Genomic DNA, 15,442 nt, shown 5'->3' with positions numbered 1-15,442 from the left:
CCACCCGGCCCGGCGTGCCTTTCGGAGGCTCGACCGGCCCGGCGTCGCCCGCGGGGGTACGGCCCCGCCGCATCCCCGCGCCCCGGGACGACGCGCGACCGAGGTCACGTTTTCATTTCTCCCCCCTTGGATTTGTATCCTTCGTACATGGCGAAAAAGCCCGAAGACCCGGCGCGCATGGGGCGCATGAAGCAGCTGCGCATGATCGCGCAGATCATCAAGCAGGCGAACCCCAAGGGGATGCCGATCGTCTACGCTTCGGCGTTCGGCACGCTGGTGTTGTTCATCGTTCTCGGCCTGGTCACGGGCTGGTGGCCGCTGTACGTCCTCGGCGTCATGGTGGCCCTGACCGTCGGCCTGGTCGTCTTCGGCCAGCTCGCCCAGAAGGCCCAGTACTCCATGCTGCAGGGCCAGCCCGGCGCCGCCGCCGCAGTCCTGCAGGGCATGCGCGGCAACTGGGAGGTCACCCCGGCCGTCGCGGTCAACCGCGACCAGGACATCGTGCACCGCGTCGTCGGCTACCCGGGCATCGTCCTGGTCTCCGAGGGGCCGGGCAGCCGCGTGCAGAAGATGCTCGTCGCCGAGAAGAAGCGGGTCCAGCGGATCGCGCTCGACGTGCCGGTCTACGACGTCCAGGCCGGTGACGGCGAGGGGCAGATCCCGATCGGCAAGCTGCAGCGGCACCTGATGAAGCTGCCCCGCAACCTGAAGAAGCCCGCGGTCTACGAGGTCAACAACCGCCTCAAGGCGCTTCCCCAGACGCTGCCGGTGCCCAAGGGCCCGCTGCCGCGCGGGGCGAAGATGCCCCGCCCGAAGATGCGCTGATGTCCCCGGACGGGGTCGGCCGGCAGCGGGTCGGCGCCCCCACCACCTCCCGGGCGAACCGTTCCTGGTGGGACGGCGCGGCCGACGAGTACCAGGCGGAGCACGGCGCGTTCCTGCGCGACGCGGGCTTCGTCTGGTGCCCCGAGGGGCTGGACGAGGCCGACGCCCGTCTGCTGGGCGACGTCGCGGGCCGGGACGTCCTGGAGATCGGCTGCGGCGCGGGACAGTGCGGGCGGTGGCTGGCCGGGCAGGGCGCCCGGGTCGCCGCCTTCGACCTGTCCTTCCGCCAGCTCCAGCACTCGCGCCGGATCGATTCCGGCGGCGCGGCCGGGGACGGCTCCGGCGGCGCGGAGCTCCCGGTCGTCCAGGCCGACGCCGAGGCGCTGCCCTTCGCCGACGAATCGTTCGACCTGGCCTGTTCGGCGTACGGCGCACTGCCGTTCGTGGCCGACCCGGCGGCCGTGTTCGCCGAGACCCGGCGGGTGCTGCGCCCCGGCGGCAGGTTCGTCTTCTCCGTCAGCCACCCGATCCGCTGGGCCTTCCCCGACGACCCCGGTCCCCACGGGCTCACCTCCGACCGGTCCTACTTCGACCGCGCGCCGTACGTGGAGTTCGGTCCCGACGGACAGCCGAGCTACGTCGAGCACCACCGCACGATGGCCGACTGGATCGGGCACGTCGTGGCCTCGGGACTGGCGCTGACCGCGCTGACCGAGCCCGAGTGGCCCGACGGCCACGATCGGGTGTGGGGCGGCTGGAGCCCGCTGCGGGGACGCCACCTGCCCGGCACCGCGATCTTCACCTGCGTGAAGCCCGCCCGATCGGCCGCATGAAGCCCGCCTGACCTTCGGCATGAAGCCCGCCTGACCTTCGGCATGAAGCCCGCGTGACCTCCGGCGTGAAACCCGCGTGACCTCCGGCGTGAAACCCGCCTGACCGCGCCCGGGCCCGTTCCTCCGGGCCCGCCCCCGCGCCGGGCCGTCCGCGCCACCTGATCACGTGCGCGCGTGTCACATGCGCGCCACGTCACATGCGCACGACCACGGTGTTCCCCGCCCGGTCGTGCAGGCCGCGCTGGTCGCGGTCCCAGATGAGCGCGGGCACGGCCATGCACAGCAGCAGGCTGCGCACCACGACCGGCAGGAGGCGCGGGTTGCCGCCGTCGAGGGCGGCGACCCGGATGCCGAGCAGGCGCATGCCGAAGGTCATGCCCATGGTGCCCACCAGCAGGATGTTCACCACGCCGAAGACCACGAGCGGGACCCAGCCCTGCTCGGCGGGGTTGATCCGGAGGAAGCCCTGGACGATGGCCCAGGTGCAGATCGCCCAGTCGATCAGCAGGGCGGCGATCCTGCGGCCGAACCCGGCCACCGCGCCGCTGCCCTTCTCGGGCAGCCCGAGCCGCTCCCCGGGGTGACCCAGGTCGACGCCGGCCGACCTGACGCCGCCGAGCCAGGTCTGCGTCCAACGGGGCTGCTTGCTGCTCATGACCCAACGGTATCCGCCCGGGAGGCCGCCCCCGAATCCAGCCGAGCCGGTTATCGAAATGAGGCGAAAATCCACCATCATGTGCATCAACACTCACATCATCACCTTCGCCCGGAGCACTTCCCCGTGTCAGAGCACGACATCGACAGACGCTTCAAAGAGCTCACCTCGCAGATCGACGCGGAGGAGCGGGAGCGGATGGCCAGAGCCGCCCGGCGGGAATGGGCGGCGCATCCGCGGAACAGGCGTCGCCGGAGGTGGCGGCTCACCGCGCTGGTGACGGCGGTCGCGGTCGCGGCGGCCGGAGGAGTGATCGCCTACCGGCCCGACCTGCTGGAGGGAGTGGTCACCGCCCTCTCCGAGCGCCTCGAGAAGGGCTCCCGGCCCGCTCCGGTCCCGGGACCGGTCCCCGAGGAGACGACTCCGGTGAAGGTGTCGCCGTTCGAGGGGTCTCCGGCGATCGACTACCCGGAGGGAGTCGAAGGCCTGGCGATGCCGGAGGCCAAGGCGACGGGAGGGCTGAGCGAGAAGGACGTCGCCACCGCGCTGAAGCGCACCAGGGAGCTCCTCAAGGCCTCCAACCTCGACCGCCGCGTCCTGTTCGAGGCCGGGCACAAACCCTTCAGCCGGCTCCTCCACCCCCAGATACGCGAGTGGTTCCTGAAGAACCTCGACCGCAGGAAGCCACGGGAAGACGGCTTCAACACCCGGTACTGGCTGACCTCCTTCGCCCCTGAGACCGCCGAGCCCGTCACCGACGTGATCAAGGTCCACGGGCGGACGAAGCTCTCCCCGTTCAAGAGCCGCGGGCGCACCGGAGTCCGGATCAAGGTGAACTACCTGTTCGTCTACGCCGTGCAGCGGCCCGGCCAGCCGCACACCGCCATGCGCGTCGTCGCGCACAACGTGGGCGAGATCGAGGTCCACCGCGAGAACGGCGAGCTGGTGATCTGGGTCCGCAACTGGAACAGCGAGGGCACCGCGGGCGCCAGATGCGACGTCGGCGACGGCTTCGTGCACCCCTCCTACGAGGACTCCCCCGCGGACCGGGAGGTGGCCAAGGCGACCGGCGCCCCGGTCGACCCGTACGACCTGGAGGACGAGACCAGGCAGGAGGGCTGCCGCCTCACGACCGGAACGTGAAAACCGGGCAAAATACGAGTTTTTCCGCAGGGTGCTCCGGGTTTTACGGCTAGCGTAGGGCGGCGTCCCTTAACACGAGTGAAACAAACGAGACACGGGGCGGTAACGGCGCGGGCCTACGGTCGGTCCGTTAGCCCGTGCCCCTTGGGAGGTTCGCGTGTTCAACTCCGCCGACGGCGTCCTGAAGTTCATCAAGGACGAAGGCGTACAGTTCGTCGATGTCAGGTTCACCGACCTGCCGGGGACGACGCACCACTTCACCTTCCCCGCGGAGAACTTCGGCTCCAACGTCTTCACCGACGGTCTCATGTTCGACGGCTCTTCGATCCGCGGGTTCCAGGCCATCCACGAGTCGGACATGCTGCTGCTGCCCGACCCGTCCACGGCGGTGCTGGACACCTTCCGGGACCACAAGACGCTCAACATCAACTTCTTCGTGCACGACCCGCTGACCGGTGAGGCCTACACCCGCGACCCGCGCAACGTCGCCCGCAAGGCCGAGGAGTACCTGCGGGGCACCGGCATCGCCGACACCGTCTACTTCGGCCCCGAGGCCGAGTTCTACATCTTCGACGACGTACGGTTCCAGACCAGCGCGCACGAGAGCTTCTACCACATCGACTCCATCGAGGGCGCCTGGAACACCGGCAAGGCCCAGGAGGGCGGCAACCTCGGCTACAAGCCGCGCTTCAAGGGCGGCTACTTCCCGGTGCCGCCGATGGACCACTTCACCGACCTGCGCTCGGAGATGGTCCGCCGGCTCATCGAGGCGGGCATCGAGGTCGAGATGCAGCACCACGAGGTCGGCACCGCCGGCCAGGCCGAGATCGACTTCAAGTTCGGCACGCTGCTGAAGACCGCCGACAACCTGATGCTGTACAAGTACATCATCAAGAGCACGGCCCTGGAGTACGGCCACACGGTCACCTTCATGCCCAAGCCGATCTTCGGTGACAACGGCTCCGGCATGCACTGCCACCAGTCGTTGTGGAAGGACGGCGAGCCGCTCTTCTACGACGAGGTCGGCTACGCGGGCCTGTCCGACACCGCCCGCTACTACATCGGCGGCCTGCTCAAGCACGCCCCGTCGCTGCTGGCCTTCACCAACCCGACGGTCAACTCCTACCACCGCCTGGTCCCCGGCTACGAGGCCCCGGTCAACCTGGTCTACTCCCAGCGCAACCGCTCGGCCTGCATCCGCATCCCGATCACGGGCTCCAACCCGAAGGCCAAGCGCATCGAGTTCCGCGTGCCGGACCCGTCCTGCAACCCGTACTTCGCCTTCTCGGCCATGCTCATGGCCGGCATCGACGGCATCCGAAACAAGATCGAGCCGGTCGAGCCGGTCGACAAGGACCTCTACGAGCTCCCCCCGGAGGAGGCCCGCAACATCCCGCAGGTGCCCGGCTCGCTGCCGGAGGTGCTGGCCGCGCTGGAGGCCGACCACGACTACCTGCTGGAGGGCGGCGTCTTCACGACCGACCTGATCGAGACCTGGATCTCCTACAAGCGCGAGAACGAGGTCGACCCGATCCGGCTGCGCCCGCACCCGCACGAGTTCGAGCTCTACTACGACGTCTGATCCGCCGAGGCCGTGAACTGCGGAGACCTCGGCGGATGATCCGCCGGGGCACCTGCGGGGCACTCAGACATCACGCGTGAGGCCGTCGAGCGACCGCCCGTTCAGGGCACGCCCGACGGCCTTTCGCATGCGCTCCCGCTCCCGCCCCTACTCCCGGACAAATATCTTTAAATCTGTGATAAGAGAAGTTTTCGACTTAAACATCCATTTGCCGCCTTCCCTCGCTTTCCTCGCGCCTTCATCCACCAAAGAGGAGTGGACAAACCCGAAAAATAGATAAAGTCGGCACCGGGAAACCAGCCCAGCCGTCCGATGAGGAGAGACATGCTCCCGCGCCGTTTGCTGCTCGTCCTTACGATGTCCCTTCTGGCCGCTACGGGTTGCGGCAGCGGTGAACCCGAAGGGGCGGACACGCCGCAGGAGACGTTGACGAGACTCACCGCGTTCATCACCGACGACGAGGGCGAAGAGGCCTGCAACCTGATGTCGGCGGCCGCACAGGAGTTGTTCGCTCGCGGCAACGAGATGAGCACTTGCGAGCAGGCCGTCAATTTGTTTCACGGCAAGATCACCGATCGGGACGCCTATCGGCAGATGGTTCCCACCGGTCTCAAGACGGAGGGCGACGAGGCCGAGGTCAGCGGGTACTGCGGGAAGGGGTGGACGCATCCCGATGGCGCGGACCCGTCGGAGGACCCCAACAGTCTGGGAACCCTGACCCTGCGCAAAACCGAGAACGGCTGGCTGATCCAGGATTACGTCAGCAGCAGGGAATACTCCAGCTGTGGCGGATGAGCTGCCTCGATCGGCCTCCGGCAGCCTGCCGACGGCGAACCCGATCAGGCAGGCGGACAGGACCGCGGGGCCCTGGAAGAACACCCGGAGGATGAGGATCTTCCCCAGTTCGTGCATGTGCTCGCCGATGATCGTCGCCGCGGAGCCGGCGAGGGCCCGATCGGTCCGCGCCGCCTCGGCCCCGCCCCCCGCCCGAGCACGGGGACGTGGAGATCGTCACATCGGACGTCGCCGAGGTCCAGGTGACGCGCCTCCCCCCACGGGAACGGCCCCACGGTGGAGTCGTGGGACGACGGATCTCTCACGATCGGCCTGGTCTGCGACGAAGGCTTCGTCTGCACCCCGCTGCGGGACACCCCCGACGAGCACGTCGACTACGCGCTCGTCGTCCCGCGCGGCGTCGACGTCCCCGGGACAGGACCGTTGGGCTCTGTTCGGCCATCCGGCGCCGGCTGCCCGCTGGTCTTCGAGCCGGCGGCGGACCCCGGGCACAAGATGATGCGCGTCACGCTCAGCTGGGGTGGCAGGATCCCCAAGCGGGTGTCCTGACCGGGCCCGTGCCGCCCGGCGCGAGCGTCCGCCCTACGCGTAGGCGGGCCTGGCTCCGCGCACGTTCGTCATGATGGCGTAGACGGAGGTGGAGGCGGTGATGAACAGCCAGTTGCGCTTCAGCCCGCCGAAGACCAGGTTGGAGGTCTTCTCCGGGAGCGGGAGCCTGCCGATCAGCGTGCCGTCGGGGGCCAGGCAGTGAACGCCCTCGTGGGTGGCGGCCCAGATCCGGCCGGTGTCGTCGAGCCTGATCCCGTCGTAGGAACCCGCCGCGCACTCGGAGATCACCTTGCCGCCCGAGAGCGTGCCGTCGTCGTGCGCGTCGAAGGCCCGCAGGTGCCTGCGCCGGGTGTCGACGACGTAGAGCACCCGCTCGTCCGGGGAGAAGGCCAGCCCGTTGGGGCGGACGAAGTCCCCGGCGACCAGGCGCACCTCGCCGGTGACCGGGTCGGCGCGGTAGACGTTGTCCGCGCCGATCTCGCTCTCGGCCCGGTGCCCCTCGTAGTCGCTGGTGATGCCGTAGGAGGGGTCGGTGAACCAGATCGAGCCGTCGGACTTCACCACCACGTCGTTGGGGCTGTTGAGGCGCCTGCCCTCCCACCGGTCGGCGATCACGGTGATCGAGCCGTCGTGCTCGGTACGGGTGACGCGGCGGTTGCCCTGCTCGCAGGAGATCAGGCGCCCCTGGGCGTCGAGGGTGTGGCCGTTGGTGTAGCCGGCCGGGGCGCGGAACGGGCCGACGGAGCCGGTCAGCTCGTCCCAGCGGAGCATCCGGTCGTTGGGGATGTCGCTCCACAGCAGCTGGCGGCTCGCGGGGACGTACACGGGCCCCTCGGCCCAGCGGCAGCCGTGGTGGATCCGCTCGATCCGCTCGTCGCCGCCCACCGCGGCGAAGCGGTCGTCCAGCGCGTCGAACTCGGCGGGAATGGTCTCTGTCACGAGAAGAGCCAATATCACCGAACCTCATCATGTCAAATATCGAAATGTCTTGATAATGTCCTGCTGTGGATGAGATCGACAGGATGCTGATAGGCCTGCTCCAGGAAGACGCCACCCGCTCCTATGCCGCGCTCGGGGCGGCCGTCGGCCTGTCGGGCGGCGCGGCCCACGAGCGGGTCAGGAAGTTGCGCGAGCGCGGCCTGATCCGGCGCACCACCGTGGAGGTCGATCCGGTGGCGGCGGGCCGGGGCGTGCTGGCGTACGTGATGATCGACGGGAACACCTGGATGGGCGACACCGCCGAGGCGCTCCGGGCGATTCCCGAGGTCGAGGAGGCCCACGTGATCGCGGGCCCGGCGTCGGTGCTGACCAAGATCCGCACGTCGAGCACTTCGGAGCTGCAGGCCGTACTGCGCCGGGTGTTCGAGATCGAAGGGGTGGCCAGCACCCAGACGGTCGTCGTGCTGGAGACCTTCTTCGAGCGCGGCGTCCACGTGCCCGGCCCCACCGGCGCACCGGAGCCGCCGCCCCGGTGATCCCGGACCCGGCCGGGACGGTACGGCACCGCGCCCCACCCCCATCAATTCCGGACACAAGTGACGTTTCAGCGCATTGCAAGCGGCTCCCGATAGGAATGGGGCACCGAAAGCAACCGCACCATCTGGAGAACGACCACCGTGTTCCGCACCGTCGCCACCACTGCCGGCGTCATCGCCATCGCCCTGACCACGCTCGTCGCCTGCAGCGCGGGCGACGAGGCGTGCGCCGCCTCCGCCGGCACGGCGAGCCTCTCGTTCGCCCAGGCCGGCGCCGCCGCGGACTCCTCGGGGCAGAAGCCGCCGAAGTCCAAGAAGAAGAAGGTCGACGTCGACGTCGACATCGACGACTGCCAGGAGTGACCGCGGCGTATAGGCGTATAGCAGAATAAATCTTGATATAAGCCGATAAAGCAGGCCGACAGAGCAGGGGCGGTGAGGGTGCCCGAGCGCCAGGGGAGGACCTCCGCCCGCCGGGGAACGGCCGCGGCGGGCGCGCTCGCCGCGCTCCTCCTGGCCACCGCCTCGGCCCCGATCCTGCCCGCCGCCCTGAACCGGCTGACCTCCATCGCCCACGCGATCCGCTCCGGGGCCGCCCAGCCGGGCTGGAAGGGCGGCGCCATCCCCTACTCCTGGGGCGGCGGCCACGGCGAGCGGCCGGGTCCCTCGCTGGGCACGTGCCGGGGGTACCGGGGCGCGGTCCGGCCCTGCCCGGCCACCAGAACGCTCGGCCTCGACTGCTCCGGCCTGGCCCGGTGGGTCTACCACCTGGCCTACGGCCGCGACGTCCTCGGGCCGGGGAACACCGACGACCACGTCCGGCGGCTCACCCGCGTGCCGGCCGCCAAGGCCCGCCCCGGAGATCTCGTCTTCTACGGCACGGTGAGCAAGCGCAGGATCAAGACCCACCACGTCGGCGTCTACATCGGCCAGGGCAAGATGATCAATGCGCTGGGGACCGGGACGGAGGTCCGGATCGACCCCGTCACCCGGGTCAAGGGGTTCGCCGGATACTTCCGCTATCCCTGAGCCCGGCGGGCGGCCGGGCGGACCGTCGCGGCCCCGGCGCCCCGCCCGCGCGACGGCGGTCAGCCGCGGTTGCGGAACCCGGTGATGCGGCGCAGGACGTCCCACCAGAAGGGGGCGCCGAACAGCAGGGCCACGGCGGTCAGGAGATAGCCGGGCCAGTGGCCGGGAGTGATCAGGCGGTCCCACCAGACGCCGCCGTTCCAGTTCACCGAGGGGTCGCCGCCGTCCGGGGGAACGGTGATGCTCACGATGGCGTTGTCGAAGATCTTGACCAGGGCGGGCGAGCTGAAGACCTCGGTCACGCACTCGTACGGCTTGGCGTCACCGCCGGTGGCGGTGCACTTGCCCTTCAGCTCCTCCTCCAGCGCGGCCAGGCTGCCCTCCCCGCCGCCCGCGATCGCCGCCACCCCGGCCCGGAAGGCGTTGTCGCGCAGCAGCGTCTTGCCGTACTCCAGGGCGTCCATGCTGAACAGCAGCGTCAGCACCACCCCCAGGGCGAACACCACCCACTTGACGTAGCGGCGGTAGAGCCCGGACAGACGCTGCATCTCCCCGTCGAACCAGGCCTCCACGCCGGCCCGGAACTTCTCCATGTCCGCCTCGGCGCTCTTCCACACGCCGCGCAGGTGACCGGCGAGCGGGCTGTGGATGGCCTCCAGCTTGGCGATCAGACCCTCCACCCCGCTCTCCTCGGCGGAGACCAGCTCCATGACCGCGCCGGAGAACCGCTCGGGCGGGATGTCGGAGATGGTGGTCCGCGCGCCCTTGGGGTGGTCGATCTCCTGCAGCCGGCGGTAGAGCCGCTCGGTCATGTCGACGTCGGGCACGGGCGCCTCGGCGGCCAGCACCGTGGCGGGGTCCACCGGCATCGGCGCGACCACCGGAGGGGCCGGGTCGGGGCTGTGCCGGGGCCGGGGGTCGTTCTTGGAGAAGGGCATCTTGGCGAAGACGTCCGCGATCTTGGACGGGATCCACGAGGTGCCCTCGGAGGAACCCCCGTCCAGAGTGTCGCGGAGGTAGGCCCACAGGAACTTGCTGCGGATCCCGAGCAGTCGGACGAAGGCCTCGTTGACCCCGCTCACCAGGAGGGAGAGCAGGAGGAAGGCCAGCACCAGGCCGATGGCCAGATCGGCGTAGACGGATATCAAAACGGATCACCCGGAGTCGTTGATACACGGCGGCTGTGGCGGGCGCAACAGGAACGCCGGATCCGCCAGGGCGGCATCGACCCGGACTCCGTCACCGGCCGCCGTGCGCGCGGCTCCACCCGGACGACACGGCCCGGACGACGCGGCGCGGCGGGAACCGGATGGACCCTAGTCCTCGTAGAAGACCCGCTCCACGACCTGGCGGGCGCGGCGGGTGACGCGGCGGTAGTCGTCCACGAAGTCCTCGCTGCCGTCCGGCGGGTAGCCGAGGGCGCGGGCGATGAGCGCGCGCTCACGGACGTCCTTCGGGATGGAGTCGGAGGCGCGGCCCCGGACCAGGACGATCGCGTCCCGGATGCGGGAGGCGAACCGCCAGGCGTCGGCGAGCACGTCCTCGTCGGCGGGGTCGAGCAGGTCCTCGGCGACCGCCGCGCGCAGCGCCTCCAGGGTGCGGGTGGTCCGCAGCGACGGCAGGCGTCCGGCGTGGCGGAGCTGGATGAGCTGGGCCACCCACTCCACGTCCGACAGGCCGCCCCGGCCGAGCTTGGTGTGCAGGGCGGGGTCGGCCCCGCGGGGCAGCCGCTCGGCCTCCATCCGCGCCTTGAGCTTGCGGACCTGCAGCACGGCCTCGTCGGGCACGCCCCCGGCCGGGTAGCGCAGCGGGTCGGCCAGCGCCAGCAGCTCGGCGCCGAGAGCGGCGTCCCCGGCGCAGAACCGGGCGCGCAGCAGCGCCTGTGACTCCCACGGCGACGACCAGCGCGCGTAGTAGGCCGCGTAGGAGGCCAGCGTGCGGACCAGCGGCCCCTGCCGCCCCTCGGGACGCAGGTCGGGGTCGATGGTCAGCGGCGGGTCCGGGGCGGGCAGCGCCAGCAGACGGCGAAGCTCGTTGGCGACCGCGTGCGCGGCGTCCGCCGCGTCCTTCTCCGGCACGCCGGGCAGCGGCGCGTGGACGAACATCACGTCGGCGTCGCTGCCGTAGGAGCACTCGACGCCGCCGAGACGGCCCATCGCGATCACCGCGAACCGGGTGCCCAGCGGGGTCCGCCGCTCCATCTCGACCTTGGCGATCGCGACCTCCAGGGCGGCCTGGACCGTCACGTCGTTGAGCGTGGACAGCGCCTGGCCCACCCGCTCGATGTCGATGTGCCGGGCGAGGTCGGCCACCGCCGTACGGAACAGCTCCCTGCGGCGCAGGGCGCGCACGGCGGCCACCGCGACCTCCGCGTGCTCGGGATGGCGCGCGACCGTGGCCCGGATCTCCGCCAGCAGCGACTCGGGCCGCCGCGGGTCCAGCTCCGTGTCGGAGCCGAGCATGGCGACGGCCTCGGGGGCGTGCAGCAGCAGCCCGGTCACATATCTGCTGGTGCCCAGGACGTGGGCCAGCCGCGAGGCGACGGCGGTCTCGTCGCGCAGCAGCCTCAGGTACCACGGGGTGGCGCCGAGCTTGTCGGAGACCTGCCGGAAGCCGAGCAGGCCCGCGTCGGGGTCGGGGGCGTCGGCGAACCAGCCGAGCATGACGGGCAGGAGCGTGCGCTGGATCGCCGCCCTGCGGGAGACTCCGGTGGTCAGCGCCGCGATGTGGCGCAGCGCCCCGGCCGGGTCGGCGTATCCGAGCGCCTCCAGGCGGGCCTGCGCGGCGGCGGCGGACAGGCGGTCCTCCGACTCGGGCAGCCGGGCGACGGCCTGCAGCAGCGGCCGGTAGAACAGTTTCTCGTGCAGGCGGCGGGCCTCCAGCGCGTGCCGCCGCCACCGGGCGGTGAACTCCCCCACCGGGTCGGCGGTCATGCCGAGCCCGCGCCCGAGCCTCCGCAGCTCGTCCTCCCCCTCGGGCACGACGTGGGTACGGCGGAGCCGGTGCAGCTGGATCAGATGCTCGACCCGGCGCAGGAAGGTGTACGCCTCGGCGAGGGCCCTGGCGTCCTCCCGCCCGATGTAGCCGCCCCGGGACAGGGCGGCGAGGGCGGGCAGCGTGGCGCGGCGGCGCAGCAGGGGGTCCAGGCGGCCGTGCACGAGCTGCAGGAGCTGGACGGCGAACTCGACGTCCCGCAGGCCGCCCGGGCCCAGCTTGATCTGCCGCTCGCCCTCCTCCGCCCGGACGTGGGCCTCCACCCGGCGGCGCATGGCCTGCACGTCCTCGACGAAGTTCTCGCGGGTGGCGGCCTGCCAGACCATCTCGTTCATGACGTCGACGTAACGGCCGCCGAGTTCCATGTCCCCGGCGACCGGCCGGGCCTTCAGCAGCGCCTGGAACTCCCACGTCTTGGCCCAGCGCCGGTAGTAGGCCTGGTGGCTGGCGAGGGTCCGCACCAGCGGCCCGGCCTTGCCCTCGGGACGGAGCGCCGCGTCGACCTCCCACAGCGCCCCCTCCGGGGTGGTGGCCGAGCAGGCACGCATCATCCCCTGGGCCAGGCGGGTGGCGATCTGGACGGCCCTCGTGTCGTCCACGGCCCCGTTCCCGGCGCCGGTCCCGCTCGCGGCCTCGCCGACGGCGTCCCCGGACGCGATCCCGCCGCCCGTCCGGCGGGGCTCGGCCACGAAGATCACGTCCACGTCGCTGATGTAGTTGAGCTCGCGGGCCCCGCACTTGCCCATGCCGATGACGGCCAGCCGTACCGCGCCGGACTCCGGCTGCTCGGACCGGGCGACGGCCAGGCCCGCCTCCAGCGCGGCGCCGGCCAGCGCGGACAGCTCGGCGGTCACCTCGGCGAGCGCCGCCTCCCCGGTGACGTCCCGGGCGGCCAGGTGGAGCAGGCGGCCCCGGTAGGCGACCCGGAGCGCGGACAGGATGGCGGTGGAGGCGTCCGCCGCCCTCGGCTCGGGGTCGCCGGGATCGGCGCCGACCGCCAGAAGCAGCTCGGCGCGGAGCTCCTCCCCGGTGGGACGCGCCGTGGCCCGCTCTCCCTCCAGCAGCCTCCGGTGGTCCGGGTGCCGGGCCACGTGGTCCCCGAGGGCCGCGCTGACGCCGAGGACGCCGAGCAGGCGGGTCCGCAGGGCGGGGTCGCGCCGGAGCGCCCCGAGGACGCCCGGGTCCCGCTCGGCCAGCCGGCTCAGCGAGGCGAGCGCCAGATCGGGATCCGCCGTGGCGACGAGGGACTCCAGCAGGCCGACGTCACCGGCGGCCTCGGGCCCCAGTCCGTCGAGGAGCCGCTCGGCCCCGGCTCCGTCGGCGAAGCCGAGCCTGGCCAGCCGCCCGGCCGTCGTCTGAATGCGGGGCACGGTGGTCACCGACCCTTCCTCGTCGCCGATTCCAGGCACCGTCGTCCCTCAATCCTCGCATCAGGGGGTCAGGGGATCTCACACGCACGCGCCACGCCGTCGGAGCACCGTGGCCCAGCGTATCCCCGGCGCCCCGGCGCGTCACCGGCGTCGGCCCGCGATCACCCTTCCGTCACGGGAACGGGAACGGGAACGGGAACGGCGGCGACCGGGGCGGGGACGGTTCCCGGAGTCGAGGCGGTCTCCGGGGCGGCGATCGCGGCCGCGGCCGTAGCGGAGGAGGAGGCGACGGCGGAGGAGGCGGCGGAGGTGGAGCTGGCGGAGGTGGAGCTGGCGGAGGTGGAGGTGGAGGTGGAGACGACGGCGGCGAAGCGCTCGGCGAACGGCCTCCAGACGGCGGCGAGCCGCGGCCCGGCCGCCTCGCCCCCGGCCACGAGCTCCGCGGGGGAATGCCCCAGAGCGGCCAGGTGCCCGGCGGAGCCGTCCACCCAGCCGGTGAAGATCTCCGGAGTGGCCTCCGGATGGAACTGCACCGCCCAGGCGCGCTCGCCCAGCCGGTACGCCTGGTTGGGGTAGGCGTCCCCGGTGGCCAGCGGGACCGCGCCCTCGGGCAGCCGGGTCATGGCGTCACCGTGGTACTGCACCGCGACGACGGGCTGCGGGCCGTCCAGCAGGCCGTCGAAGAGCGGGTCGCCGTCCGCGGCGGGGAGCGGGACGATCCGGCGCACCCCGACCTCCAGCCCGTCGCCGCCGCGCTCGACGCTCCCGCCGCAGGCGAGCGTCATCAGCTGGGCGCCCAGGCAGATCCCCAGGGTCGGCACGCCGCCGTCCACCGAGCGGCGGAGCAGGTCGCGGGTGGCGGGCAGCCAGGGGTAGTCCTCGTCCTCCCAGGCCGCGGCCTCGCCGCCGAGCACGATCAGCCCGTCGGCCGCGCGCTCCGGCACCGCCTCCCCCAGGTACGGCCGGGCGACCTCGCACTCCGCCCCGGCCGCGGCCAGCCAACCGGCGAAGAATCCCAGGCCGGCCCCGGCCTCGTGCTCGATGACGGTAATCCTCATGCGGCAATTATGAGCCTTACTGGCTTATAGGCCGGTCCATCATCATTTGTCCCGGCACGAATGGCGCCCTCCCCATGGCCGACCAGGCCGGCGTAGAACGGGGACCCGGCCGGCGGATCGACGGGGGTTCCGGTCAGTACGGCGGCGCCGCTCCAGCGGATGCCGGGCGGCTCACGCCATCGCGTTCACCCGGCGGGCGGCCAGGCGTTCGGTGTCCGGCCAGCGCACGTCCCAGGCCCAGCCGAAGCGCTCGAACAGCCAGATGAGCCGGGCGCTGGGGTCGATCTGACCGCGGAGCACGCCGTGCCGGGCGCAGGTGGGGTCGGCGTGGTGGAGGTTGTGCCACGCCTCGCCCAGGGAGATCAGGGCCAGCCACCACACGTTCCGGGAGCGGTCCCTGACCGTGAACTCCTCCTTGCCGAAGGTGTGGCAGATCGAGTTGATCGACCAGGTCACGTGGTGCTGGAGGAAGATCCGCACCAGGCCGCCCCAGAAGTAGGCGGTCAGGGCGGCGTGCCACGAGCCGCCCCACAGGCCGCCGACGAGCGTGGGCAGGCCGAGCGAGAGCAGCACGACCGGCACGTAGGCCAGGTTGTGGGAGAGGAACCGGATCGGCCGGTCGGCGAGCAGGTCGGGGCAGAAGCGCCGCCGCGAGGTGCGCTCCGGGCTGAACAGCCAGCCGACGTGGGCGTGGAACAGCCCCTTGCTCAGCCCGACGAAGCCGGGGCCGAACCGCCAGGGCGAGTGCGGGTCGCCCTCCCGGTCGGCGTACTTGTGGTGCCGCCGGTGGTCGGCCACCCAGCGGATGACCGGGCCCTGGAGCGACATGCCCCCGGCGATCGCCATCACGACCCGCAGCCAGGTCTTCGCCTGGAAGGAGCGGTGGGTGAAGTGCCGGTGGTAGCCGACGGTGATGCCGAACCCGGTGATCAGGTACATCACCCCGGCGATGACCACGTCCCGCCAGGTCAGGCCCCACCCCCAGGCGAAGGGGACGGCGGCCAGCACCGCGAGGAAGGGCACCACGACGAACAGGACGACGAGCAGGCGCTCGAACCACGGCACGGGAGTGGCGGCCAGGTCCGGCGGTGCGGTGGAAGAGGAGGCCATGTCCGCCGAAGATAATCGCGGATC

15 protein-coding genes are annotated in these 15,442 nt (G+C 71.6%); 9 read left to right on the top strand and 6 right to left on the bottom strand.

Annotated features, from left to right (window positions below; all coding sequences use genetic code 11):
- Positions 1 to 147: 147 nt before the first annotated feature.
- Both Plo01_RS37525 and Plo01_RS37520 read left to right on the top strand, forming a co-directional pair.
- Positions 148 to 825: a DUF4191 domain-containing protein gene (locus tag Plo01_RS37525; RefSeq protein ID WP_203895552.1), complete on the top strand. Its 678-nt coding sequence runs from the start codon at positions 148 to 150 to the stop codon at positions 823 to 825.
- A complete protein-coding gene (locus tag Plo01_RS37520) occupies positions 825 to 1,658 on the top strand; it encodes a class I SAM-dependent methyltransferase (protein WP_203895551.1) in 834 nt (277 codons plus the stop codon). Before Plo01_RS37525 ends, Plo01_RS37520 begins: the two co-directional genes overlap by 1 nt.
- Before the next feature lie 193 nt (positions 1,659 to 1,851).
- Here the strand turns inward: Plo01_RS37520 and Plo01_RS37515 are convergent, their stop codons facing one another.
- Complete coding sequence (locus Plo01_RS37515) at positions 1,852 to 2,313, bottom strand: RDD family protein (RefSeq protein ID WP_203895550.1); 462 nt, start codon at positions 2,311 to 2,313, stop codon at positions 1,852 to 1,854.
- A gap of 126 nt (positions 2,314 to 2,439) precedes the next feature.
- Between Plo01_RS37515 and Plo01_RS37510 the strand changes: the two genes are divergently transcribed.
- The 4 genes from Plo01_RS37510 (at position 2,440) to Plo01_RS37495 (ending at position 6,382) form a co-directional block, all read left to right on the top strand.
- Entirely contained in the window at positions 2,440 to 3,456 is a 1,017-nt protein-coding gene (locus tag Plo01_RS37510; protein WP_203895549.1) for a hypothetical protein, read from the top strand.
- 157 nt (positions 3,457 to 3,613) lie between these two features.
- Positions 3,614 to 5,038 carry a type I glutamate--ammonia ligase gene (gene glnA, locus Plo01_RS37505; protein WP_203895548.1) on the top strand — a complete coding sequence of 475 codons (1,425 nt, stop codon included), beginning with the start codon at positions 3,614 to 3,616 and terminating at the stop codon, positions 5,036 to 5,038.
- Between the two features lie 324 nt (positions 5,039 to 5,362).
- On the top strand, positions 5,363 to 5,833 hold the full coding sequence (locus Plo01_RS37500) for a hypothetical protein (protein ID WP_203895547.1): 471 nt from the start codon (positions 5,363 to 5,365) through the stop codon (positions 5,831 to 5,833).
- A gap of 276 nt (positions 5,834 to 6,109) precedes the next feature.
- Positions 6,110 to 6,382 carry a hypothetical protein gene (locus Plo01_RS37495; RefSeq protein WP_203895546.1) on the top strand — a complete coding sequence of 91 codons (273 nt, stop codon included), beginning with the start codon at positions 6,110 to 6,112 and terminating at the stop codon, positions 6,380 to 6,382.
- A gap of 33 nt (positions 6,383 to 6,415) precedes the next feature.
- Here Plo01_RS37495 and Plo01_RS37490 read toward each other — a convergent pair whose 3' ends face one another.
- A complete protein-coding gene (locus Plo01_RS37490) occupies positions 6,416 to 7,321 on the bottom strand; it encodes an SMP-30/gluconolactonase/LRE family protein (protein ID WP_239317835.1) in 906 nt (301 codons plus the stop codon).
- Between the two features lie 65 nt (positions 7,322 to 7,386).
- Between Plo01_RS37490 and Plo01_RS37485 the strand changes: the two genes are divergently transcribed.
- The 3 genes from Plo01_RS37485 to Plo01_RS37475 all read left to right on the top strand — a co-directional run bounded on the left by Plo01_RS37485 (position 7,387) and on the right by Plo01_RS37475 (position 8,886).
- Positions 7,387 to 7,857 (top strand): Lrp/AsnC family transcriptional regulator, encoded by a 471-nt coding sequence (locus Plo01_RS37485; protein WP_203895545.1) that lies wholly within the window; start codon positions 7,387 to 7,389, stop codon positions 7,855 to 7,857.
- A 141-nt stretch (positions 7,858 to 7,998) separates the two neighbouring features.
- The gene (locus Plo01_RS37480; protein ID WP_203895544.1) at positions 7,999 to 8,220 is read left to right on the top strand and encodes a hypothetical protein; all 222 of its coding nucleotides are present in this window, start codon (positions 7,999 to 8,001) and stop codon (positions 8,218 to 8,220) included.
- Positions 8,221 to 8,292: 72 nt separating this feature from the next.
- Positions 8,293 to 8,886 (top strand): C40 family peptidase, encoded by a 594-nt coding sequence (locus tag Plo01_RS37475; RefSeq protein WP_203895543.1) that lies wholly within the window; start codon positions 8,293 to 8,295, stop codon positions 8,884 to 8,886.
- 59 nt (positions 8,887 to 8,945) lie between these two features.
- Here Plo01_RS37475 and Plo01_RS37470 read toward each other — a convergent pair whose 3' ends face one another.
- From Plo01_RS37470 to Plo01_RS37455, 4 genes are all read right to left on the bottom strand, one after another.
- The gene (locus Plo01_RS37470; RefSeq protein ID WP_203895542.1) at positions 8,946 to 10,034 is read right to left on the bottom strand and encodes a hypothetical protein; all 1,089 of its coding nucleotides are present in this window, start codon (positions 10,032 to 10,034) and stop codon (positions 8,946 to 8,948) included.
- Positions 10,035 to 10,202: 168 nt separating this feature from the next.
- On the bottom strand, positions 10,203 to 13,259 hold the full coding sequence (locus Plo01_RS37465; RefSeq protein ID WP_203895541.1) for a bifunctional [glutamine synthetase] adenylyltransferase/[glutamine synthetase]-adenylyl-L-tyrosine phosphorylase: 3,057 nt from the start codon (positions 13,257 to 13,259) through the stop codon (positions 10,203 to 10,205).
- 152 nt (positions 13,260 to 13,411) lie between these two features.
- Positions 13,412 to 14,308: a type 1 glutamine amidotransferase gene (locus Plo01_RS37460; RefSeq protein WP_203895540.1), complete on the bottom strand. Its 897-nt coding sequence runs from the start codon at positions 14,306 to 14,308 to the stop codon at positions 13,412 to 13,414.
- A 171-nt stretch (positions 14,309 to 14,479) separates the two neighbouring features.
- Positions 14,480 to 15,418 carry an acyl-CoA desaturase gene (locus tag Plo01_RS37455; RefSeq protein ID WP_203895539.1) on the bottom strand — a complete coding sequence of 313 codons (939 nt, stop codon included), beginning with the start codon at positions 15,416 to 15,418 and terminating at the stop codon, positions 14,480 to 14,482.
- Positions 15,419 to 15,442 lie beyond the last annotated feature (24 nt).

Source organism: Planobispora longispora, assembly GCF_016863135.1.
Classification (GTDB): Bacteria; Actinomycetota; Actinomycetes; order Streptosporangiales; family Streptosporangiaceae; genus Planobispora; species Planobispora longispora.
The sequence above is the reverse complement of the archived record's forward strand: the minus strand, read 5'-3'. Positions and strand labels throughout refer to the sequence as shown.

Coding starts and splice junctions, on each gene's coding strand:
- Plo01_RS37525 (WP_203895552.1), top strand. CDS start 148: ATGGCGAAAAAGCCCGAAGACCCGGCGCGCATGGGGCGCATGAAGCAG.
- Plo01_RS37520 (WP_203895551.1), top strand. CDS start 825: ATGTCCCCGGACGGGGTCGGCCGGCAGCGGGTCGGCGCCCCCACCACC.
- Plo01_RS37515 (WP_203895550.1), bottom strand. CDS start 2,313: ATGAGCAGCAAGCAGCCCCGTTGGACGCAGACCTGGCTCGGCGGCGTC.
- Plo01_RS37500 (WP_203895547.1), top strand. CDS start 5,363: ATGCTCCCGCGCCGTTTGCTGCTCGTCCTTACGATGTCCCTTCTGGCC.
- Plo01_RS37460 (WP_203895540.1), bottom strand. CDS start 14,308: ATGAGGATTACCGTCATCGAGCACGAGGCCGGGGCCGGCCTGGGATTC.
- Plo01_RS37455 (WP_203895539.1), bottom strand. CDS start 15,418: ATGGCCTCCTCTTCCACCGCACCGCCGGACCTGGCCGCCACTCCCGTG.